Raw genomic sequence first — 23,091 nt, 5'->3', positions numbered from 1 at the left:
CAAGCCTATGGCTTTATGAACTTTGATAACTTTCGAGCAAGGCTATTAGCTTGCTTTTCTGATTAGGTTTGCTTATCACCTTGACTCCAGAAGAGCCGTTGTTTATCAAGAACAGCAAATTATTTAAGTTCAAGAGTTGTCAGTTTTGAGTCAAACAAAATTGCCAACGCAACTCACAACTCAGAACTCGCCAGTTGCGGTAGCGCTCCCTAAATTACTTGCGTTTAGAAAATTCTGAAATCTTCCAATCTATGCTCGCCATCAAGAAACGTTCTAGAGCTTTTAAATTGTCTTGTTGGATATTTTGAATAAGTTGAAACGCATTTTCAGACTGAACATTTGCCGAAAATTCGTCAGCGGTTGCTGGTGCTTTTTGCGATTGGGCTGGTTCAGAAGACGCCTCAAATCTGATTTGTGGGTGCTGATTTTCTTTTTCAGTCATTTCTGAGTCACCTCCTTGAGTGATTAGATACATAACCATGACTACAAATACAACTTATCTGTATCCGGGATTTGGGAAGTAAATTTTTCAGTCCCCGAGAATCGCAGTTACCAAGAGACTTGAAAGTTTTGAGTTCAGTTATCAGATATCTTCAACAGCACTTATGCACTTTCCCTCAGAAACCCATTCTTTTTGGGTAAGTCCTGTTGAATTAATACCTCGTATTTTCCGATAAAATAACCGCGATCCGGTTTTGAGTGAGGAATGCGAGTCCTCCATACAAACTAATTTCATTGCGCTCGTGACCGCAGGCACGATATTACCAGACAGAATTGGTTGAAAGCCCGCCCGCCCGGGAGAAATTAAAATCACGCTATTCATTACTCCAATCCTCTTCCTTCTAGGTAGAGGTCGCTCTTAAACTGTCAACTGTCAACTGTCAACTGTCAACTGTTGAAGCATTCCTAACTCACACACTGCCAGTGATGCACATCACTGAATTGTTATATTTACTTAACAGTAATATTTCCGAAATTCTGATATGGTTAAAGCTTAACAATTAATTTGACTGCGATCGCTCTCAAGCTGAAAGCAAGGGTCTGGAAAATATTAAGAAACTGAAGGTGTAGAGCCGATGGCGATTTATGTTGATACAGCAATTGTAGCGGAAGCCATACGGGCGAGCAAGTTCGGGTGGATAGCGGGAATTACTACTAATCCCACACTTTTGGCAAAAAGCGAGCTATCTCCTGAAGAGACACTAAAACAACTGGCACAACTGATTTCCGGGGAAGTCTATTATCAGCTAACAGCATCTGATTTTGATGGCATGGTAGTAGAAGGAAAGGCAGCTTTTGGATTAATTGGACAACAGACAGTTTTGAAAGTTCCAGCAACGGCGGCGGGCTTCCAAGCAGTAGCCCATTTGTCGCCGGAAATTCCTTGTGCAGTGACGGCTATTTACAGTGCAGCCCAGGCCGTTGTTGCCACAGAAGCCGGCGCCAAATATGCGATCGCCTACGTGAATCGCGCCACCAGACTCCTCGGAGACGGTTTTGCTTTAGTGCGGGATATGGCAAATGTTTTGCAGAGAACGAATACAGAGATTTTGGCAGCCAGCATTAAATCGCCGGAAGAAGCGGTAAAGACTTTATTAGCCGGCGCTCATCATTTGACATTACCTTTGGACGTATTGCAAGCAATGGCCGTTCACGAATTGTCCCAGCAAACAGTAGATGAATTTGCCAAAAACGGGCGAGGAATTTTCGGATAATACCAAATCCCTTTGCAAAATCTCTTGATTATTTTGTAATTGGTAATTGGTAATTGGTCATTGGTAATTGTTAATTGTTAATTGTTAATTGTTAATTGTTAATTCTGTCAACAGTCAACAGTCAACAGTCAACAGTCAACAGTCAACCGATTATGGCATTCGCCAAATCTTAATCGTGCGATCGGGACTGCCGCTGACCAAAGTCTTGTTATCTCTAGAAATAGCCACAGAATTCACAAACTGGCCGTGACCAGAAAGAGTGTTTCTTTCTTTCCCCGTCTTCAAATCCCACACTATAATATCTCCGCCCCCGCTGATCAAACTGCGACTGTCGGGACTAAAGGCGATCGTCCTCACCCAGCTCGAATGGCCTTTAAAAGTGCGAGTGCGCTTCCCGTCTTGCACGTTCGACAGACGGATCGTATTGTCGCTGCTAGCACTAGCCACAACTTGACCGTTCGGGCTAAAAGCCACAGCATTAACCGCGCCCCCGTGACCGGTGATAATTCTTCTGACTTCTCCGGTGTCAAGATTCCACAAACGCACAGTCTTGTCCTCACTGCCACTAGCGAGAGTTTGACCGTCTCGGCTCAGAGCGATCGCGTTTACTCCTCCGGTGTGACCGGTCAAAGTCAGCAACCTGCTGCCGGTTCTGACATTCCACAAGCGAACAGTTTTGTCATCGCTCCCGCTAGCCAGATTTTGACCGTCGCTGCTGAAGGCGATCGCGTTGACAGGGGCTTTGTGAGCAGGAATTGTCCGCACCCGCCGCCCCGTCTTCAAATCCCACAAAATCACATTATTGTCATTGCCGCCGCTGGCCAAAGTCGAATTGTCCGGGCTCACCGCTAGCGTGCTAACCGATTTTTTAGAATGCACCGGATTCAGAGTCCGCACCAGGCGTCCCGTCTTCAGATTCCAAATTCTAATCGTCCCAAAGCTGGCGCTGACCAAAGTTTGACCGTCCGGCGACAGGGCGATCGCATTTACACTTCCGACATTATCCAAACTTCTTTGCAAAAACTGACTGCTAGGCAAACTAGAAAGCAGCCACAACGGATTTGCCGGAAACACCCCGTAACGCATCGAACCATAAATTTGAGACGCGCCAATACCCAGCATCAAAACAGCAGCGCCCGCCACCAACTTCTTTTTCCAATCTAAAACCTCTTGCTCCGACTGGTTCAAGCCACCAGAATTCAGAGGTTTGAGGCGGTTGATGGAAGTCTGCTTCGTCGCCCCAGACACCCCGGAAGTTCCGCGAATTTTAGTTTGTCCCGTCGTCGGCAACTGAGTTGGTAACTGAGTTTCCGCACCGTCAAGATTAATTTCCTCCAAGCACTGCAAAACCATCTGCGGACTTTGAGGTCGATTTCCGGGAAAAGGCGCCATCAGGTAATCGATGACATTAGCCAAGGGGTCGGAAACCTGAGGAGCTCCTTTGCGCCACATTAATCTGCCCGTGCGGGGGTTCTCTGGGAACGCAGTCGGTGGCTTCCCAGTCAACAAATAAACAAAAGTGCGCCCCAGAGCAAAAAAATCCGACTGCGGAACAGCCTTGCCATTAGTTTGTTCGGGCGGGGTATAGCCAGGGGAAACAATACCAGTGACATTTTGCCCCTGGCCCACCTTAGCGAAATAAGTCGCCGACACTTCCCGAGCAGTCCCGAAGTCAATCAGCACTAGCTGCCCGTTCGGCTTGCACATAATATTGTGCGGCTTGATATCCCGATGAAAATAGTTGAGTCGGTGAACTTGGTCTAAAATTTCCGACAGTTGTTTGAGCCAGTTCAGAGCTTGTTCTTGACTGATCGGGCGGCCCCGATGTTTCAGCCAGTCTTGCAAATTGGCCCCAGCAATTTTCTCCATCACCAGACAGTGAAAAGACTCTGTGCTGTGAGCTGGCGAAAATGTAAAATAACCGTCGCGATCGACCTTTGGAATACCTGGATGTCTCAGCCTGACCAATACGTCGGCTTCTTGCTTAAACAGTTCTACAGCTTTGGGATGTTCTTTCAGCAGGACTTTGAGCACTCTTCGGGCGCCGTTGTCGTCCACTTCAAATGTTCTGCCAAAGCCACCGCCTCCGAGAGGCGCGACTAGCCGATATCTACCTTGCAACAAAAGTTCAGACCCGCAGTGGATGCACGCGGATTTACCAGAGTTGGCTGGATCGGAGGGATTCGGGCATTTGGGATTGAGGCAATAACTCACGAAGCCACATAACCCTGATTGAGGTTGCTGCTACACAAAACAAAAACAATTCTAGCGGTCGCTATTAGCCATGAGTCACCCACTATTTTCAGCCAATTTAACGAGTTGTGGACTTCCTTCTCGACCTTAACAGGCTGGCTAGTACAGACATAACTGCGGTTTACAAACCGGATAATTGAGCCTTGGTTTTCGGCATTGCAGATATCATAGCCTTTCTAGACTTATCTTGTCCAGCGAGCTTTAACTAAGTTTAGATAACTATTTCGCCCTGTAAGTTAACCTCTATCAAGTTTTACTTTGGCACTCTCAGCACTCTTGGTGACTGAGATTCTTGGTTCAACGAAGTCACTTGCTTGCGACTGGATTACTCCAGGTCAAGTAAAAGTGTCTTCTCCTGAAGCGTAAATTCCGGTATGCCCTACCGTACTCGATCGTCTCGATCTAGTCAGGTTTTCGTTCAAATACGAGTTTTCCTAGACGGCAACACCGATCGGTGTGACTGCGTACTCAACAATCCAGTTAAGTTTTTACGTTGTCTAGTTATACTCAATTTTCAACCTGCGACGATCGTATCACACCCAGTACAAGACTGATGAGCACTCTTGATTTAAATCCTTCGCGTCGCTAATGTCAAGCGGAGTGAACTCTAGCTCGTTTTCCGCTTTCCATTGTACGATCGCTCCGGAGCACTCTGGAAGGAAGAAATAAAAGAGAGGGAGAAAGGGGGAGAGGGGGAGAGGGGGAGAGGGGGAGATGGGGAGAGTGGGGGACAAACATCTGCCTAATGCCTTTTCCATCTTCCTTCCTTCTGCTTTCTTCCCTCTTCCCGATGACGGCATAACTGATGGGTAATCGGGAATTCTATCCGTTACATCCGTTAAATCCCGCACATTGCGAGTAAGGCCGTAACTGATGGGTAATCGGGAATTCTATCCGTTACATCCGTTAAATCCCGCACATTGCGAGTAAGGCCGAACTTCCTTCTGCTTTCTTCCCTAGGACTTCCCTCTTCCCGATGACGGCATAACTGATGGGTAATCGGGAATTCTATCCGTTACATGAGTTAAATCCCGCACATTTCTCGTTGCCGAACTTCCGACTTCACGCTTGACTTCTTTACCCTTTTAAACGAGTCCTTCGATTACGGGATGGAAGAAAAACGCCAGCGCCAAAACCGCATAAGCAGCCAACAGCAAAGTACCTTCAAGCCAGTTAGACTTGCCATCAGAACTGATAGAATTCGCAATCAGCACCGACACCGTAACTGCTACAAGTTCAAACGGATTGAAGTTCAAGTCCATCGGTTGGCCCACGATAAAACCCACCAAAACCAACAGCGGGGCAACAAACAAAGCAATTTGCAAACTCGAGCCCATAGCCACAGAAACCGACAAATCCATTTTATTTTTCATCGCCACCGTCACCGCCGTCGTGTGTTCGGCAGCATTGCCAATAATCGGCACTAAAATCACCCCGGTAAACAGTGATGTCAGCCCCAAACGCGCCGTCGCTTCTTCTAGACTACTAACCAGGAGTTCTGACTCGATCGCCACCATGACGGTACAGGCCAACAGTACCGAAATCCACAACGGTAGATTCACCTTGTGGTCGGGACTGTCTGGTGCTAAGTTACTTTCGGCTAATTCTTCGAGACCTTCGACTTCTGCCACCCCTACATCGTAAAGATAACTGTGGGTTTTCATCGAAAACAGCAGAGTCAGCACGTAGACAATAATCAGGACTATCGCAACAGCGCTAGAGAGATTTTGCATAGTTTCCGGGGCGATGCCGATAGAAGTGACATTAACAGCCGTCGGCACCAAAATGGCAATCACAGCTAAGTTCATCGCGGAAGCATTCAACCGCGCGACTGTGGGCTGAAATTCTTGTTCTTTGTAGCGCAAGCCGCCTAGCAGCATTGCAAATCCCATCACCAGCAGTAAGTTGCTGATAATTGAACCGGTGATGCTGGCCTTAACAACATCTATTAGTCCGGCGTTGAGGGCGACGATGCCGATAATCAATTCCGTGGCATTTCCGAAGGTAGCATTCAGCAAACCCCCCAAGTTGGCGCCGAGGACAACGGCGATTTCTTCGGTGGCCGTACCCATCCAGGCTGCTAAAGGGATGATGGCTAGGGCGGAGGTGATGAAGATTGTGGAGGATTCCCAGCCGAGAAAGTGTCCGGCGATCGAAACTGGGATAAATAGCAGCAGGCTGGAAATTATGTTGGTTGTGTTTAGCATTTAAATTCTGAAAAGCTCCCAACCGTCAATCATAGCCTGCCAGCAAGTTTAGCCAAGGGGAGGGGGAAAGGAATTGGATGCTGGTTTAAGGGTTGGGGCGATCGCACTTACTCACTTTTTTTGGTCAGAAGTTGGCGAAGATACTTAATAAAATTGAAAAGGTCGATCGATAATTTGAAAATGACTCAGCCGAGAACTAAGCTGCTACACAGATAAATTGCCTGTTCTGAAGATGAGAGAGTGCGCGAGTATCAAGATATCTGACAGTTCGTGGCGGGAGCTAAAATTCGATGCCAGAATTAGAGTGTCAACGAACAACCAACAGCTATATCGTTCCAGGAGTTTTGTCAACATGAATTCACCTGACATGACACGAGATATTGCTTCAGAAGATTTGTCGATCGCCAATCCGGCTGCTTATCCCGAAGTTACGCAACAGCTATCGGAAAACGTAATTTTCACAACCGTCGATGACCTTTACAACTGGGCAAAAATGTCCAGCCTGTATCCGCTGATGTTTGGCACTGCTTGCTGCTTCATTGAGTTTAGCGCCATGCTCGCTTCCCGCTTCGATTTGGATCGATTAGGTGTATTTCCCCGGATGTCTCCCCGACAGGCAGATTTGATGATTACCGCCGGCACGATTACCATGAAGTACGCTCCTGTGTTGGTGCGGCTGTACGAACAAATGCCCGAACCCAAATACGTGATTGCAATGGGCGCTTGCACGATTACGGGCGGAATGTTTAGTGCAGATTCTCCGACTGTTGTGCGCGGTGTGGACAAGCTAATTCCGGTGGATGTTTATTTACCTGGATGTCCGCCGCGGCCGGAAGCGATTATGGATGCGATCGTCAAACTCCGCAAGAAAATTGCCAACGACAGCTTGCAAGAAAGGCAAAAGACGGAACCAACCCACCGCTATTACACCCGCCCTCACCGGATGAACGTTGTGCAGCTAATTCACGACGGAAAATACCTGGAAACCCATCAGGTGCCGCCTGAACTTGTCGCATCGGGATTGCCTGTTGTACGGGAGTTGGAATCGATTCGGGCGATCGAAGCTTAAGTATGATTGAAATCAACTAGCACAGGAGACTGCACCATTCCGCTTTTTTGTCCTCCCTCAACTGAAATGAACGCGATTTCACCAAGAGCCAGGTTGTTGGGGAGGATAGAAAGATGGTGTCATTTAACCATGCTCGTTTAGGTATGGTAGATGAAGTGGCAATGAAATTCATAATTTGCTACTTCGTCCCTGTACGAATCATCTTGAAACCATACACATAAATATCAGGAAACCCATAACGGGTTTCTTTCTGCCGCCATTTAGCCAGACCAATTTCAGTTAAAAAACTGGCAAATTCATCAAAGTCAGGATATATTTCCCGTACACTTTTCTGCCATGCGTTCTCAAGGTCTTGTCTGGTAGGTAAAGCTGGAACACCTTCTAGAGCTTCAAAAAATTGGCATAACTCAGGATATTCTTGTTTAATGGCATCACAACGTTCCTCTGATGCTTTTTCTAAACCAATCTCCAGAGATATTGGTCGCAGTAAACGATCGGTTGGAGCCTTAACTGATGTTTGTCCTTTGTAAGTTAACTCCTGCTCTTTTGCTCCATCAAGCAAGGCACTTAAGCTGCGGGGAAAAGCCGTGTTATTTGAGTCTGATAAACGTTCGTAAACCCATCTATAAACATATTTAGCTTTGTCTCCGGTTCTTCGACGAATTCCCCACAATAAGTCTAGGGCGCGGTTTAAGGTTTCTTCATTAGCACTATCAATGTTTTCAACAGGCGAAGAACGATCGACTAAATTTTTAAATTCTGCTGATTGCATGGCTTGGCGAAGAGCTAATCGCAAGAAATCTACCCTTGTCCACTTCAAAAAAAGATCGCGTCCATTGAAGTGACTTTTATTGTCAAAATTTAAACGATTCCAAATGTCTTCTCGGATAAATATTTTAAAGCGAATTGATGTTAATCGACGGGCATCGCAAGCCTGAATAAGTTGAAACAAACCACTTAAAGCTTGCTGTCTCACTCCATCTTTTTCGGGGAAGTCTTCATCTAAATCATCATATAAAAGCCAAAGTGTTTGATTTTTATCCCGTTGCTGTTCGTTCAGAATGTCTAAGACATCCGACAAAACAAGTCTCAACTGCGAATCAGTTGATAATTGAATTAAGGCGAGCGTATGTTCAGACTGCCAGTTTTCTCCCGGCAGTCCCTTCAAAATGTTGCGTATACTTTCAAATTTAGGTTTTTGACTCCCTTTATCTGGCAGTTTTAAATAACTTGCTTGATAAACTCGAAATATCAGGTAGGCTCGCCAAAATGCCTCCCAAGTTCCCTCATTATCTTTTAGACTTTGATTGATAATTTGAAATTCATTGCGTGTTGGGCGACTGTTCTGGAATCCACCATGACCCGAGAGGAAAAATACAGAATCTAATCGATCGCGAGCTAGCTGTCTAGCCTTAGATTCATGCTTTAATAAAAGCAAGTAAAGTGCTGTCTTGCCAGTTCCTTTTCTGCCTCTGATTAGGCAAGTTGTCTCATCTAAGAATTTTTCAAAATTAGCAGTCTTCTGAAATAAAGCGAGAAGGTTTGACGTAGGATCGGCAGCATTTAAGGCTCGAAATTGAAGGCTTTCAATAATTTTCCAGCGTTGTTCGGTATCTGTTGCAGCTAGAATTTCCTGTGAGCGAATTTGATTAGTTTCTTCATCAATTAAGTTAGCAATTCGATTGTAGTAATCCAACAATCCTGTTACAGGATGACGATCTGCTAGAGCAATTGAGGGAAGGTAAGGTACTATTAATGGTTCTGCTATTTCAGATTGAGACTCATCTAAGTCATCACCATTTTCATTTGGTTCATCTCGATCTATTTCGCGCTCAATGACTTTGCGTAAAAGCTGCCAAATTTCTGTAACTTTAGTCGTTCCAGTATCACTGATATCAGGAACAGGTGAAAATACAAAATTAATTGACAGCTTGCCAAAAGAATTGAGTGATTTTAAAAGAAGATCAATTCCTTGCCGATTTTGTTCGTTGGGAAACAAAAATATAATTGCCTCATCAGCAGCCTGGAGTAGAGATAAAGCACCCCATTCATTGATTCCAGTACGTGAATCCACCAAGATCACATCTGGTTTTAGCTGTTCTTTAATTTCACGACTAAAAATAGACCAGAGGGTTTCACCATTATCCAGAATAGTAGTTGCTCGCAGATCATCAACTTTAGCAATGTAGTCAAGACTTAAATAACCAGCAGGAACAATAAAGAGTCTTCCTGTTGCATCAGGTATTGTAACTTCACCAAATATCTTAGTGATTAAAATATTGGGTTCTAACTCTTCAGGCAAATAGGAGCGCTCATAAAAATAATCGACAATACCAAATTCAGGTAGTGGGTTTAAACTAAAAGCTGTACTTAAACCAGGCGCTTCTAAATCTAAGTCAACAGCCACAACTTTTCGACCGCGCATAGCTAAAATCCAAGCCACATGGGTTAAGGCAGTTGTTCGCCCCACTCCTCCTTTAAAGGAATAGAATGTGATGGTTCGAGGAATGCGGGGTTCAGGTTGAGAAAGTTGGGATTGATTTTGTGGATTTGCAGCCCACAAAGCTAAATCTTGCCAAGTTTGCACTGAACTTCCATTTGTAAGCTGTGGGCGTGACAAATTCAGGGAAATTGCTTCGTCTACCGTATATAAAGAAATAAAACCTGGGGATATTTTAAATTTCCTAAGGATGCTATGTACTCGTTCCTTTCGACGCTCGAAACATAAGCCATTAAAGGTATTGCTCACAATCGTCAAATTCAAAAGTCCAGAAGTAGAAATATTGATGTCAGTCCATTCCTGCGGACTCTGCACATAACAGTCTGTCAGCTCCCGTTTAAGTGATATTTGCCAGGTTTCCTGCATCTCTGTATCCTCAAAGTGTAGTAGCTTGCTTCTGTAGCCAACCTATGAGACCCTTATATGCAGACAGCCACTGCTTATAGTCTGGATCGTTAGGTTCACTACCAGAGTAGCGCATATCTATAAAATGTTGATTTTTGGGATTTTCAACTGTGACCAGCCATTTCATTACCTGTGGAAATTTCTGAATCCTATCATGCAGCTTATTATGCCGTCTCAAAGCATCTTGAAAACTATGTCCTGGATTAGTAAGTGTATGACCAGGAGTGTTAGAATCCGTTTTCCATTCTCGCTTGGCATTTTTGGGTAGGGAAGCGAATATCATTGATTTTAGCAGACATTCTATCGTCACACCAGCAAAGTGCATGGCCGCCACTTTTCTGGCAGAGTAACAAAGTATTTCGGTATCCTGATAGCGCTGTAAAAAAGCAGATTTGTAATCTTCCATTTTTGTTCGACGGTTTACTAACAAATGATACTAGCATCGGGAAACTGTGTCAAGTATCAAATCTGTGTCCCCTAAGGGTTTATCTCGCTTTAGTAGATCTGAAGAAGCGCAGCAATACAGCGAACTAAAACAAGAACTCGCCAATAAATACTATGATAATATTCAGGGGTACATGGACGGAAAAGCTGGATTTATTAAAGCAATGGATATGAAGGCTGCAAAGTGGAGAGCATCTGATTAAATCTATGATATTGGAAGTTGCAATTCTTGACATTAAACCTAATAGGACTGCTGAGTTTGAAATTGCTTTCAAAACAGCTTCAGCGATTATCTCTTCTATGCCGGGGTATATCTCGCACGAGCTGCAACGCTGCATAGAAAACACAAATCGTTATATTTTGCTGGTGCGGTGGCAAAGTTTGGAAGACCATACCGTTGGATTTCGAGAATCGCCAGATTATCAAATGTGGCGTTCCTTATTGCATCATTTTTACGACCCATTTCCAACAGTCGAACATTATGAAGTCATTTGGTCATGACTTACGCATTAAGACCAAAGAAACCGGGTTTTTAACATAATATATGATGTTCCCGTGAAATATATTTCTGAAAAAACGGTTTCTAACATCCGCTGCGTCCAGGAGTATTTGCAAAGTTTTAAGTCTAAAGCATGGAGGAAATTTCAAATGATTGATATCGGTTTTACTCACATCGCACTCCCAGTTTCCGATGTTGAGAAAAGTATTGAATTCTACTCGAAGTATGCTGGGATGCAGGTCGTTCACCGCCGGATTGATGCAGCAGCAGGTGTTGCTGTTGTATGGCTTTCTGATGGCACTCGTCCTTTTGTAATTGTGCTGATTCAGACAAACTCTGTACATCCAGTTTTGTCTCCGCTGGCACACCTTGGGGTTGGTTGCAAGAGTAGGGAATATATGGATTCTCTCTGCGATAGTGCACGTCAAGAAGGTGTGCTGGTTGATGAACCAAAAGATTCTGGATATCCGATCGGCTATTGGGCCTTTTTGCGAGACCCGGACGGTCATACTCTGGAACTATCCTACGGGCAAGAAATTGGATTTACGGTGGAGAAAGTTGGCTGAAAATAGGCTGTGCAGGGGCTGAACGGCACTTGCACGGCACGGTGAGGGCGGACGAAAGGAGCCGGGACAGCAGTCGCATATAATTGGAATAGTCCTGAACGGTAAATGTGCCATGCAGCAGCATCAACCGTCAATTGCTCGATCGCCCCGCGAGTATGTGAGTCTGTTTCCCCGCCCACCAAAAATGATGCTCGAATACCCCAACAATCGATAAAAAATAGACTTGAATTGCAAAAATCGGAAAACACCCTGAAATTATCTGCGTTGCATCGTCGGTTGCATCTGTCTGACATCTGCGCTTGAGGGAGCGATCGAAGACTTATGCAATTCAAGTCTATTATTGTATCGAGGCTGTTTCAGCAGTCGGCATCAAGTCGAGGTAAGACATGAAAATCCCCACGCACGCGATCGCATTAATGAGGCTATCTGTTGGCTTCCATAAGTTACTGGTGTCGGGTAAAAGTAACTTTTCACCAAGAAAACTCAACAAAAGATTTTGCGCCGACACAACGCAGCAATTTCGTGCAGCAGCCCCCCTCAGCCAAAGTTTTGCCTGCTGAGGGGTTTCACCCTATTGTTAACTTTCAACAGCACAACCACCATCGATCGCCAAAGATTAAATTTTTCCGGGGAAAACTTGCCATTTAATGAATAAGACTTTAAGATGCAGCAATGTAAATATAAACTCTCAACGAGCAGCCCTGCACGCACTAACCTGAAATGGGTCGAAAGTGCCACAAAGCAGCAACAGCTAACTTTTATAACTCTTTCAACAGCAAAGCATTGGCAGAAAAACTCAGGGATCGACGGTTGGTATATTGCAACGAATGCTTTGCTCGCAATACTACAAATGAATCAAAAATTATCTGGCAAAATTTAGCACCTACAGATGCCTAGCCCAAACGCCTGCTGCGTAAGGTTTAACTTACTGATTAGGCTGGTTTTCATGTCTTTAACTACTTGAGGATTCGATCGCATGGTTTCGATTTCTAAAACTCAGTCCAACGTGCTCTCTGTGTCTGCACCAACCGTAACGACTGCAACCCAAAGCACCGCCGCAACTGCAACTGGAGTGTGCGTGACGATTCACGGTCACTTTTACCAACCCCCCCGAGAAAACCCTTACCTAGACGCGATCGAGCGCCAAGGGAGCGCCTCTCCCTTCCACGACTGGAACGAACGCATTGACAACGAGTGCTACCGCCCGAACGCCTTTGCGCGCATACTCAACGATCGCGGTGAAGTCGCCGGGATCGTCAACAACTACGAATATCTCAGCTTCAACATCGGCCCGACTCTGATGAGCTGGCTGGAACGCTACGATCCCGAAGTTTACCAACGGATTCTGGAAGCCGATCGCAAAAGCTGTCAGCGCCTCAACGGTCACGGCAACGCGATCGCCCAAGTGTACAATCACATCATCATGCCGCTGGCGAACGAGCGAGACAAATACACCCAAATTCGCTGGGGGATCGCAGATTTTCGCTCTAGATTCGATCGCCATCCCGAAGGAATGTGGCTCGCCGAAACCGCCGTAGACTACGCCACCCTGGAAGTTTTGGTGGCTGAAGGCATTCGTTTTATTGTCTTAGCCCCCTCCCAAGCCGAACGCTGCCGCCCGCTAATCGCGCAAAACCAAGAAGGAGAGCAACAAACAGATGGCGAATGGCACGAAGTCGGCGGCGGCCAAATCGATCCGACTCGCCCCTACCGCTGCTATTTGAAGCCGGAAATGCGGTTGATGGCTGACCACCAACTTTCGCCCCTGAGCACTTACCACTTTACTCGCGGACACGGCCAGCAGTCCTCAGCCCCAAATCCTCACACTCCCTACATCGATATCTTTTTCTACGACGGCCCGATCTCGCGGGATATGGGCTTCAATGACGTTCTCAGCAGCAGCCACCACTTGGCTGGGCGCTTGGGTCAAGCAGTGCGGGGAGACCACAGACCGGCTCAATTAATCTCCGTGGCCACAGATGGCGAAACTTTCGGCCACCACAAAAACAGTACGGAAAAATGTCTCGCCTACGCTTTCACAGAGGAGTTTCCCCGCCGCGGCTGGACTGTGACGAATTATGCTCATTATTTAGGTCAAAATCCCAGCACTTGGGAAGTGGAACTCAAACCGGTGACGGCTTGGAGTTGTTCTCACGGGGTCGATCGCTGGCAAGATGATTGTGGGTGCGGTGGCGGCGGCGGGTGGCATCTCCTGTGGCGCAAGCCTTTGCGCGATACTTTGAATTGGCTGCGCGATCGACTGATTCCGATTTATGAGGAAGCGGGGCGCAAGCTGTTTTGCGATCCCTGGAAAGCCAGAGATGAATATATTGATGTCATCCGCGATCGATCGCCCGCGAATGTTGACAGTTTCCTCCAACGCCATCAAATTCGCGAACTGGATGCCGCCGAACAGGTAGACGCCCTGCGCCTGCTGGAAATGCAGCGCCACACTTTGTTAATGTTCACTAGCTGCGGCTGGTTTTTTGAAGAAGTCTCTCGCCCCGAAGGCGTGCAAATTTTGCGCTACGCCGCCAGGGCGCTGGAATTGGCGGGGGAAGTTGCTGGTGTTCAGCTAGAACAGGATTTTATCGATCGACTAGCCCTAATACCCAGCAACGTTGACTCTTTCAAAACAGGCGCAGAAGTTTACCGCCAACTGGTGACAACAGCCCAAGTCAGTCTCAAACAAGTCGCCGCCCACTACGCGATTAGTGCTCTGTTTGCCAAATATCCCCGCGAACAGCGAGTTTACTGCTATCAGGCCGAACAGCAAGATTTCCAAATTCAGCGCATGGGTTCGATGACTCTGGCTGTGGGTCAATTGCAGTTAACCTCGGAAATTACCCGGGAAACAGACGTGTTTGTGTTTGCTGCATTCCACCTTGGGGGCTGGGATTTCCACTGCTGCATTCAGCCTTTTGGCAGCCGCCGGTCTTACAATATGCTCAAAGAGCGGTTGTTTGGAGTTCTGCAAGAAGCTTCGGCGGCCCACGCGATTCTGGAAATGGTGCGGTTGTTTGGGGATCAGTCGTTTAGCTTGCGGGATTTGTTCGCAGAGGAACGCCACCGCATCGTCCAGTTGCTGAGTCAAGAAAATTTGACTCGCTTGGATCAACTTTACACTCAGGTTTATCGGGAAAATTACGGGGTGATGATGGCTTTCCATCGCGATGAGTTGCCGGTGCCGGTTGAGTTGCAAGTGGCTGCTGAGGTGGCTTTGGGACACCGCTGTTTGACGGCGGCGAAGGCGCTGGAACTGGAAACCGGAGACGCGGAACCTCTGCTGGCTGACATTGAAGCGATCGCCACTGAAGCCGGTCTCCTCCGCAGTCGGTTGAAGGTTCCTGAAGTTAAGCAAATTTTGGAACGGCTGGTTTGGCGATCGCTAGACACGCTGCTGCAAGCAGGATCGGGCGTAGATGAACGATCGCCTCTGGAGTTAGAAGCCGATATCCGGTACATCGAGCGTTTGATTGCTGTGGGCGATCGGCTGAGTCTGGGTTTGTGTTTGGACAAATCGCAGGAACTGTATTTCGATTCTCTGTACAGTCAAATTGTGCCTCTGTGTTTGGGCTGGCTGCAACGGCAAGCTACTTCGGACGGCGAAAATAAGGTTGACCCGGTTGCTTTAGATATCGTCGGCTCAGACGGTGGCTGGGAGTTGTCTTCGATCCGGCAGTTGCTGGAGTTGGGTCAAACTCTCGCCGTTGATGTTGAGTGTTGGTTGGATCAGTTAAGCCGATCGCTGGTCGATTAGCCTGGATCAATTCCGGCACAGCAGAATCCGCCCGATCGGTTTAAATGCCGATCGGGCGGTGGGGATCGAGCTAGAGTCGATCGGCATTCAGGCTTCCCGGAATCGAAGTACCGACAAACAACCGCCAATTTTCTTTGAGTATTCGCTCTACTTCTGTGGGAAGATGAAAAGACTGTCCCCAAAGCCAACAAGTGTTCTGCACTTGCAGGCTTTGTAGAGTTTTGAAGAAAGAACACTAAATTTTTTAGCTATGAAAATTGGCGATCGCGTTTGCGTTAAAAACTCTGTTGTTGTCTACCACCACCCGGAAAATCGCAGTCAACCAGTTGAGATTAAGGGTATGGAAGGAGAAATCGTGGCGATCGTTCACGAATGGCACGGCAGACCTGTCAGTGCCAATTGGCCGGTGCTAGTTCAGTTTGACAAAAAATTTCGAGCTCACTTCAAAGAAGATGAAGTCGAATTGGTTTCTGCTGAAGCCTAGCTTTAGTATTGTTTTGTGCTATTATATCCCCGACTTTTTATTAAAGAAGTCGGGGTTCTGCTTATTATATCCTGGACGAGCGATTTACCATAATAATATGCCGGCAAGAGCGGGTTTTTGAGCTTGTCAATTATTGGCGGGTATTGTTGTTGAAAGGGCCCTTACCATATTAATAATAGGCCGGACATGATATTACAGCAGAGTCCACGTTGATGAAGTAAACCGTAAGAGCCCCGTAGGGAAACGGCACTGCCGTGTCCTTTATCTCTGCCAAGGAATGAGAATTAAATAACTTACAATTTTTATTGTTCTTCTGGCCCATCCCACAAATATGTGTAAATTATTTAATTCGAGATCCTAAGCTGTTGCGTGCCGCAGTTAAATTCTATATTTCGATGACAATCGAGAATTCTCTTCCCCTCTCCCCGTCTCCCCCGTCTCCCCCGTCTCCCCGTCTCCCCGTCTCCCCCTCTCCCCCGTCTCCCCGTCTCCCTTGTCTCCCCCTCTCCCCCGTCTCCCCGTCTCCCCCTCAATTAAGTGAATGTTTTTACCGTGTAGTTTTCAATTCCAGAGGGGTTTTTATCATATTTGTACTGGAATCTGATTGCTTGAGACGATACCCCATACTGTGAACCGTCTCAATTAAATCTTCAGCAGCTCCCGCAGCTTTGAGTTTTTGACGCAAACCTCTGATGTGAACCTTGACAGTATTTTCTTCTGGTGGAGATTCCAACGACCAGACGTGTTCGATCATGACACTTCGACTGAGAACACGGCGACCATTTCGCAACAGAAGTTCCAGAAGCGCGTATTCTTTGGGCGTGAGATGGAGTGGGGTGTATCTATAGCTAACTTCATAGGTACTGGGGTTGAGGCGAATTTCTTCCCATTCTAAAATCGGCCCAGAAGTGCTACTACCTCGACGCAATAAGGCTCGAATCCGAGCAAATAGTTTTTGCAAGTCCACGGGTTTGACTACATAATCATCAGCCCCAGCATCAAGCCCATTAATTTCATCACTGAGGGTGTCACGGGCTGTGATCATCAGGACAGGCATAGTATAGCCGTGCGATCGCAATCGATGGCAGAGACTAATTCCATCAAGTTCTGGTAACATCAAATCTAGCAGCAGCAAATCATAGTTGAGCATCTTTGCTTGATGCCATCCAGATTCCCCATCGGTAACTATATCAACAACATAGCGCTGGTCTGTCAAGGCTTCTGCCAACGTTTCTGCAAGGCGCAGATCGTCTTCAACCAAGAGAATCCTCATAATCAAGAGGCTGGGGGAAAGTACAAAGCCACTTATTGACTTTTAGACAAGATTGAGTTAGCGAACCAGAGCGCTCTAATACCAATAGGGCTAGGGCGATCGCCATGCTGGCTCCTCAACATCTTATTCGCATTTGGGCCCCAAATTTTACCGATTTGCGATCGAGATGTCAACAAGTTTTGACCCAAGGGAAGCTCAGAAACCATTGGCCAAAGCTTTCTTAACAAATATTGCCAAAAATCACGATTTATTACTTATTGAGAATCTTTCCGATTTCTTTACCATTTTCTGACTCATTTCTTTACTTGTTATATGTAATTGTAGGTGGGATCGGCACTTGGATGGGGTCAATTCTCCCACCCACTTGATAGTTAATTTGGGAGATTAGTGTTAAATGGCTTTTGGACCAGCTTCAAGATTGGGAGTGAGCCTGTTTGATGAAACCCCACCAATAGAGCGGGTTACAGGTAACTCCAATGAAGACCTTGAAACCATCATTCAGGCAGTATACCGACAAGTTTTGGGAAATGCCTACGTCATGGAGAGCGAACGCCTCACCGTTTGTGAGTCGCAGTTTAAACGCGATGAACTGACGGTACGGGAGTTTGTGCGTCGGGTTGCAAAGTCTGACTTGTATCGATCGCGATTTTTCGATAGTTGTGCTCGCTATCGGGCGATCGAACTCAACTTCAGACATCTACTTGGTCGCCCTCCGCTGGATCTCGAAGAAATGCGGAGCAAAAGTACCATTCTGGATACCAAGGGCTTTGAGGCTGAGATCGATTCTTATCTCGATAGCGATGAATACCAGAATACTTTTGGAGATGACATTGTTCCCTACATCCGGGGATACAAAACCGAAGCTTGTCAAAGCATGGTGCAGTTTACCCATACCTTCGAGTTGGTGCGAGGTGCTTGTAGCAGCAGCTTGAAGGGAAATCTGGCTGGTAAGAGTCCGCGTTTGAATTCCCTAGTAATTCAGGGCACGCCAACCGCCGTAATTTCTCCAGCCAGCAGCGGATCGACATTCCGCAATCCATCCGGTAGCGCTCGGACTCGTCATGGCGCTGGATCGGATGAAAACGGAAAAGTCTATCGCATTGAAGTTACCGGCTATCGCGCCAATGTGGTGAATCGGATTTCCAAGTTTCGCCGCAGCAACCAAGTTTACCTGGTGTCGTTTAACGAGCTATCCGAAACCTATCAACGGATTCACAAACAAGGTGGGACGATCGCTAGTATCACCCCTGTCTAGTTGAAAGTCGATCAATTTTAGATTTTAGATTTTAGATTTTAGATTTTAGATTGAAGAATTATTCGGGGCTTGTAATGAGAATTCGGAGCTTTGCTTCAATCAACAATCAACAATCAATTATCAAAAATCAACAATCATTCCGGTACAACTGGAATTGATATAAGCGGTGTATTACTGACATATTGAACCATTCTCAATTAACATTTTACGAACAGGCAAGATGCCTGTTCCACAAGAAATCCACTCTTTGTGGAACAGGCATCTTGCCTGTTATTGACAGTGGTGCAAGATTTCAGCTACTACCAACTATTATCTGTAAAGGAGATTAATTGCAATGGCAGATTCGACAAAATGTGAACTGTGGCCAACCAGCGGTGTAGATGAGGTGCAAGCTGTGATTCGCGCCGTCTACAAGCAGGTTTTGGGCAATCCCCACGTGATGGAAAGCGAGCGCTTGGTAACTGCGGAATCTCAATTGTGCGATCGCAGCATCTCCGTGCGTGAATTTGTCCGATTGGTTGCTAAATCTGATTTTTATAGCACTCGCTATTTTCAAAAGTGCGCTCCCTATCGATTTGTAGAACTCAATTTCCTGCACCTGCTAGGTCGTGCACCACAAGATCAAACAGAAATTTCTGAACACATTATCCGCTGTGTTGAGCAAGGCTACGATGCCGAAATTGACTCCTATCTCGACAGCGACGAGTATCAAACCGCTTTTGGTGAAAACGTTGTTCCCTATTACCGAGGCAGAAGCAGCGAAGCAAATACCAAGCAACTAGGTTACAATCGGATGTCGCTGCTCGATCGGGGTTTCGCCCAAATCGACAGTGCCGTCAAAGCTTCTCAGTTAGTCTACGCCGTTGCTACCAACAGCGCTAACGCCATCAAGCCCTCAACCAGTCGAGGAGGCGCTTATGTCGCAACCGAAAAAATGTTCAAAATTGTGGTAACAGGGTCGAAATTCGACAGACCTCGGCGCCTCAGTAACACGACATACATTGTGGCAGGAGACAATATGAGTCCGCAAATTCAGCGGATCAATCGCACCTCTGGCAAAATTGTCAGCATCACTGAGATTCTCTAAATCCAACAAAAACAAGAAGTTTAATAGATGGATTTAAGTCATATTTAGAGGGTTTTTCTGGCTTCTCTAATTAGATTCAGCTATCTCTAAATTTCTAGCAACAATTGGATAGAAATTGAGATTATATCAGTTTCTCAAAATAATTGTACAATCTACATCTTTGGGTCGATATTCTACAATCAACCTACTGTTGTTACTGTATAATTTGGGATAACTGGTATTTCCTCATCTTGAGAGCCGTAAACATCTCCAGAATTGGAGGATGCCCAATTCTGGAGAATGCCAACTCTATTGATAAACTAGCTGGAGAAATTTAATTTGAAATCCTCATCACGTTTTTTCGATCGGCCATGATTCTCTATACTCCAATACTTAAGACAGTTTGTTTAAAGCCTCTGTAAGTTGGACAGTACCAGCCCTGCAATTTTTAATTTTTTTTCTGCGTTGCCATTAAAAACAAACTTGGAAAAAATAGTTCACAATAGATCCAGCCTAGGTTTCATGTACTCGATTAGCACCTAAAACTGTCCGAAGTATTGATACTCAATCATATTAGAATGTTGCCACCACAAGCCCAAAAAAAGTTGCAATGCTGGATTCGCAGCCGTCATTTAATTTGTTCTGGCAATTTTTACATCTTTGAAACTATAGACTATAGCGCTATTGAGCGATTTACCGAGTCGATTACGGCTTTAGGAGGAACATTAATCTCGGTTCAGCCGATCGACAAAATTTGGATGGGCGATCACCGTCAAGTCATTCTATATCGTGCCAAAGCCAGTTTGCATACGCCTTGTCACAACCTCAAGCAATACTGGTTTAAATATGGTAGTTTCCAGACTAGGTTCGATCCAAGCTCTTGATCTGGCTGATACTGGTTAGCATGGTTGTAGCATTGTTGTTGTCTGTTGGTGGCATCCTGATTTTCATAGGAATTATCCAACCATTTTCTATGCTAAGTAACATTTTTCTAGTTGCGATCGGCGTTTTAGTTGTGGTAGTAATTTGCCCCTGCTTCAAACAGGAAGTAGCCCGACGACAAACAGCCGAAGGGGTGCTGCGCCAACAAACCGATCGCGAACGGTTAGTCAATCAAATTGCTCAACACATCCGACAATCCCTGGATTTAGACCACGTGCTAGAAACCACGGTAGCAGATGTGCAACGCTTTCTGGAAGCCGATCGCGTTCTCATTTACCGCCTGTGGCCAGACGGAACGGGTAGCGCCATTAACGAAGCCGTTTTACCCCCTTACCCCGTCATTTTAGGAAAATCCTTCCCAGCAGAAGTCTTTCCCAGCGAGTACCATGAGGCTTATTCTCTGGGGAAAACCCGCCTCATTGCCAATCTTGAAGAAGCCGATCTCGAAAATTGTCTGACTGATTTTCTTCAACAATTTGGAGTCATAGCAAAATTGGTTGTCCCCATCATCCAAGAAAATCGGCAGGTTGAGGGGAATCCTTCTGTACCCTATCTTTGGGGGTTATTGATTGCTCACCAGTGCGATCGCCCCCGCATCTGGGAAACCTGGGAATTGGAGTTAATGCAGCAACTAGCGACGCAGGTGGCGATCGCCATTCAACAGTCAGAATTATACCAACAGCTTCAACAACTCAACGCCGAACTAGAACAGCGCGTCCAACAACGTACCGAAGAATTAGCTGAAGCCAACGTCGCTCTACGAGACGAAATTGGCGAACGACAGCGCACCGAAGTAGAACTGCGCCACACCAACCACACCCTAAAAACCCTGATTAGCGCCTCTCCTCGCGCTATCTTCACGCTGGATATAGAAGGGTACGTCAAAATTTGGAATCCTGCCGCCGAACAGATGTTTGGTTGGACTGAAGCAGAAGTCATCAACCATCCCAACCCAATTTTTATCGACGATCCATTAGAAAATTATTCCACTCTCCGCAGCAATCTCCTGCAAGGAATCACATATAGTGTCGAACTGCGCCGCCACAAAAAAGACGGAAGTGCGATCGACATTATCTTCTCCGCTGCTCCTTTAAAGAATAGTGAGAATCAGATTGAGGGCATTGTCGCAGTGATTGCCGACATTACCGAACAAAAGCAACAGGAAGAACAGGTGCGACTCCTCCAATCAGTTGTTGTTAACACAAATGATGGCGTCGTAATTACCGAAGCGGAAGCGATCGATGAAGTTGGTCTTCGCATCATCTATGTCAATGAAGCATTTACCCAGATTACAGGATATAGCCTAGAAGAAGTTTTGGGTAAAACACCCCGGATTTTGCAGGGTAAAAAAACCGATAGCACAGAATTAGACAAAATTCGGATAGCACTTTCGCGTTGGGAATCTGTCACCGTTGAAGTGATTAATTATCGGAAAAATGGCTCCGAATATTGGAATGAATTTAGTATTGTTCCTGTTGGCGATCGCACGGGTTGGTATACTCACTGGATCGCCATCCAGCGAGACACCACCGAACGAAAACAAGCAGAACAAGCCCTGCGACATAGCGAAGAACGGTTTCGATCGCTCATTGAAAATGCTCTAGACATCATTATGATTCTAGATACAGATGGTACGATCGGCTATGTCAGTCCTTCTGTGGAAAAAGTCTTAGGGTATTTAGTATCTGAACTCGTGGGGAAAAAAATATTTGAGCCAATTCACCCAGATGATTTTACCACTACTTATCAAAGTCTCACCAATACTTGGCAAAGTGCAGAACTCAACCGTCCCATTGAATTCCGCTATCGGCACAAAGATAATTCTTGGCGAACCTTGGAAGCGATTAGCCAGCCTTTTATAAACAATGCAGCCACCACACAAATTATCGTCAATACTCGTGACATCACCGAACGAAAACGACTGGACGAAATTCGGTTAGCCCTGGAGCGCGAAAAAGAACTGAGTATTCTGAAAACCCGTTTTTTTTCAATGGCATCCCATGAATTTCGCACTCCACTCAGTACGGCTTTAGCAGCAGCTCAAATTCTAGAAAACAGCCCAGACGAATGGAATGACTCCCAAAAGCGACTGAGAAACCTGCACCGAATTCAGGATTCTGTAAGGAATATGGTGCAATTGCTCGACGATATTTTAACCATCAATCGCGCCGAAACTGGGAAACTAGAATTTAATCCAAAATTTTTGGTTTTGGACAAATTTTGCGAACAATTTGTGGAAGAAATGCGGCTCAGCGCTGGCAGTCAGTATACCATCACCTTTACCTGTGAAGGAAATCCAATTCCCGTTTGCTTGGATGAAAAATTGTTGCGATCGATTCTGTCCAACGTATTATCCAATGCGATTAAGTATTCGCCTAAGGGAGGTAATGTGCATCTTGGTTTAGAGTTTCAGTTGCATCAGGTGCTACTCCAGGTTTGCGATCGAGGAATTGGCATTTTTCCAGAAGATATAAAGCAGTTGTTTGAGCCATTTCACCGAGGTAAGAATGTCCGAACTATCCCTGGTACGGGATTGGGATTGATCGTGGTTAAAAAGTGCGTTGACTTGCATCAAGGTAGTATTGAGATTACCAGTGAAGTTGGTATTGGTACAACTTGTGTGGTGACACTTCCGTTGGTATTATAATAAAAG

At 45.9% G+C, this 23,091-nt stretch carries 18 protein-coding genes; 11 read left to right on the top strand and 7 right to left on the bottom strand.

Features of this window, described 5'->3' with window-relative positions; genetic code table 11:
• Positions 1-214: 214 nt before the first annotated feature.
• On the bottom strand, positions 215-442 hold the full coding sequence (locus tag JGK11_RS06860; RefSeq protein WP_293174374.1) for a hypothetical protein: 228 nt from the start codon (positions 440-442) through the stop codon (positions 215-217).
• Positions 443-1,076: 634 nt separating this feature from the next.
• Between JGK11_RS06860 and JGK11_RS06855 the strand changes: the two genes are divergently transcribed.
• Positions 1,077-1,715, top strand: a complete 639-nt coding sequence (locus JGK11_RS06855) for a transaldolase family protein (protein ID WP_293193928.1) — start codon at positions 1,077-1,079, stop codon at positions 1,713-1,715.
• A 150-nt stretch (positions 1,716-1,865) separates the two neighbouring features.
• Here JGK11_RS06855 and JGK11_RS06850 read toward each other — a convergent pair whose 3' ends face one another.
• Both JGK11_RS06850 and cax read right to left on the bottom strand, forming a co-directional pair.
• Positions 1,866-3,929, bottom strand: coding sequence for a serine/threonine-protein kinase (locus tag JGK11_RS06850; protein WP_293193927.1), 2,064 nt, complete (start codon positions 3,927-3,929; stop codon positions 1,866-1,868).
• Positions 3,930-5,053: 1,124 nt separating this feature from the next.
• Positions 5,054-6,175, bottom strand: a complete 1,122-nt coding sequence (gene cax, locus JGK11_RS06845) for a calcium/proton exchanger (protein WP_293186864.1) — start codon at positions 6,173-6,175, stop codon at positions 5,054-5,056.
• Between the two features lie 367 nt (positions 6,176-6,542).
• On the opposite strand from cax, the gene nuoB reads away from it, so the two are divergent.
• Positions 6,543-7,244 (top strand): NADH-quinone oxidoreductase subunit NuoB, encoded by a 702-nt coding sequence (gene nuoB / locus JGK11_RS06840; RefSeq protein ID WP_293186872.1) that lies wholly within the window; start codon positions 6,543-6,545, stop codon positions 7,242-7,244.
• Between the two features lie 178 nt (positions 7,245-7,422).
• On the opposite strand, the gene JGK11_RS06835 is transcribed toward nuoB, so the two are convergent.
• A complete protein-coding gene (locus JGK11_RS06835; RefSeq protein ID WP_293211063.1) occupies positions 7,423-10,110 on the bottom strand; it encodes a ParA family protein in 2,688 nt (895 codons plus the stop codon).
• Positions 10,111-10,120: 10 nt separating this feature from the next.
• The gene (locus tag JGK11_RS06830; RefSeq protein ID WP_293186866.1) at positions 10,121-10,555 is read right to left on the bottom strand and encodes a hypothetical protein; all 435 of its coding nucleotides are present in this window, start codon (positions 10,553-10,555) and stop codon (positions 10,121-10,123) included.
• Between the two features lie 46 nt (positions 10,556-10,601).
• Between JGK11_RS06830 and JGK11_RS06825 the strand changes: the two genes are divergently transcribed.
• From JGK11_RS06825 to JGK11_RS06810, 4 genes are all read left to right on the top strand, one after another.
• Positions 10,602-10,796 (top strand): GrpB family protein, encoded by a 195-nt coding sequence (locus tag JGK11_RS06825; protein ID WP_293186867.1) that lies wholly within the window; start codon positions 10,602-10,604, stop codon positions 10,794-10,796.
• 4 nt (positions 10,797-10,800) lie between these two features.
• A complete protein-coding gene (locus JGK11_RS06820) occupies positions 10,801-11,094 on the top strand; it encodes an antibiotic biosynthesis monooxygenase (protein ID WP_293186868.1) in 294 nt (97 codons plus the stop codon).
• A gap of 147 nt (positions 11,095-11,241) precedes the next feature.
• Positions 11,242-11,658 carry a VOC family protein gene (locus JGK11_RS06815; protein WP_293186869.1) on the top strand — a complete coding sequence of 139 codons (417 nt, stop codon included), beginning with the start codon at positions 11,242-11,244 and terminating at the stop codon, positions 11,656-11,658.
• A gap of 976 nt (positions 11,659-12,634) precedes the next feature.
• Positions 12,635-15,418, top strand: coding sequence for a DUF3536 domain-containing protein (locus JGK11_RS06810; protein ID WP_293197113.1), 2,784 nt, complete (start codon positions 12,635-12,637; stop codon positions 15,416-15,418).
• 70 nt (positions 15,419-15,488) lie between these two features.
• Here JGK11_RS06810 and JGK11_RS06805 read toward each other — a convergent pair whose 3' ends face one another.
• Positions 15,489-15,620 (bottom strand): hypothetical protein, encoded by a 132-nt coding sequence (locus JGK11_RS06805; RefSeq protein WP_293182345.1) that lies wholly within the window; start codon positions 15,618-15,620, stop codon positions 15,489-15,491.
• Positions 15,621-15,668: 48 nt separating this feature from the next.
• Between JGK11_RS06805 and JGK11_RS06800 the strand changes: the two genes are divergently transcribed.
• The gene (locus JGK11_RS06800) at positions 15,669-15,902 is read left to right on the top strand and encodes a ferredoxin-thioredoxin reductase variable chain (RefSeq protein WP_293182347.1); all 234 of its coding nucleotides are present in this window, start codon (positions 15,669-15,671) and stop codon (positions 15,900-15,902) included.
• 547 nt (positions 15,903-16,449) lie between these two features.
• Here JGK11_RS06800 and JGK11_RS06795 read toward each other — a convergent pair.
• A complete protein-coding gene (locus tag JGK11_RS06795) occupies positions 16,450-17,175 on the bottom strand; it encodes a response regulator transcription factor (RefSeq protein ID WP_293182349.1) in 726 nt (241 codons plus the stop codon).
• A gap of 394 nt (positions 17,176-17,569) precedes the next feature.
• Here JGK11_RS06795 and JGK11_RS06790 point away from each other — a divergent pair, with 394 nt between their 5' ends.
• From JGK11_RS06790 to JGK11_RS06775, 4 genes are all read left to right on the top strand, one after another.
• Positions 17,570-18,430, top strand: coding sequence for a phycobilisome linker polypeptide (locus JGK11_RS06790; protein WP_293182351.1), 861 nt, complete (start codon positions 17,570-17,572; stop codon positions 18,428-18,430).
• A gap of 334 nt (positions 18,431-18,764) precedes the next feature.
• Positions 18,765-19,517, top strand: coding sequence for a phycobilisome rod-core linker polypeptide (locus tag JGK11_RS06785; protein ID WP_293211061.1), 753 nt, complete (start codon positions 18,765-18,767; stop codon positions 19,515-19,517).
• Positions 19,518-20,074: 557 nt separating this feature from the next.
• Positions 20,075-20,380 (top strand): CpeR family transcriptional regulator, encoded by a 306-nt coding sequence (locus JGK11_RS06780; protein ID WP_293182355.1) that lies wholly within the window; start codon positions 20,075-20,077, stop codon positions 20,378-20,380.
• Positions 20,381-20,400: 20 nt separating this feature from the next.
• The gene (locus tag JGK11_RS06775; RefSeq protein ID WP_293190224.1) at positions 20,401-23,085 is read left to right on the top strand and encodes a PAS domain S-box protein; all 2,685 of its coding nucleotides are present in this window, start codon (positions 20,401-20,403) and stop codon (positions 23,083-23,085) included.
• Positions 23,086-23,091 lie beyond the last annotated feature (6 nt).

The organism is Microcoleus sp. PH2017_34_RAT_O_A (genome assembly GCF_020737885.1).
Taxonomy (GTDB): Bacteria; Cyanobacteriota; Cyanobacteriia; order Cyanobacteriales; family Microcoleaceae; genus Microcoleus.
Note: the sequence above shows the minus strand (reverse complement) of the source record. Positions and strands in the feature narration are given on the sequence as shown.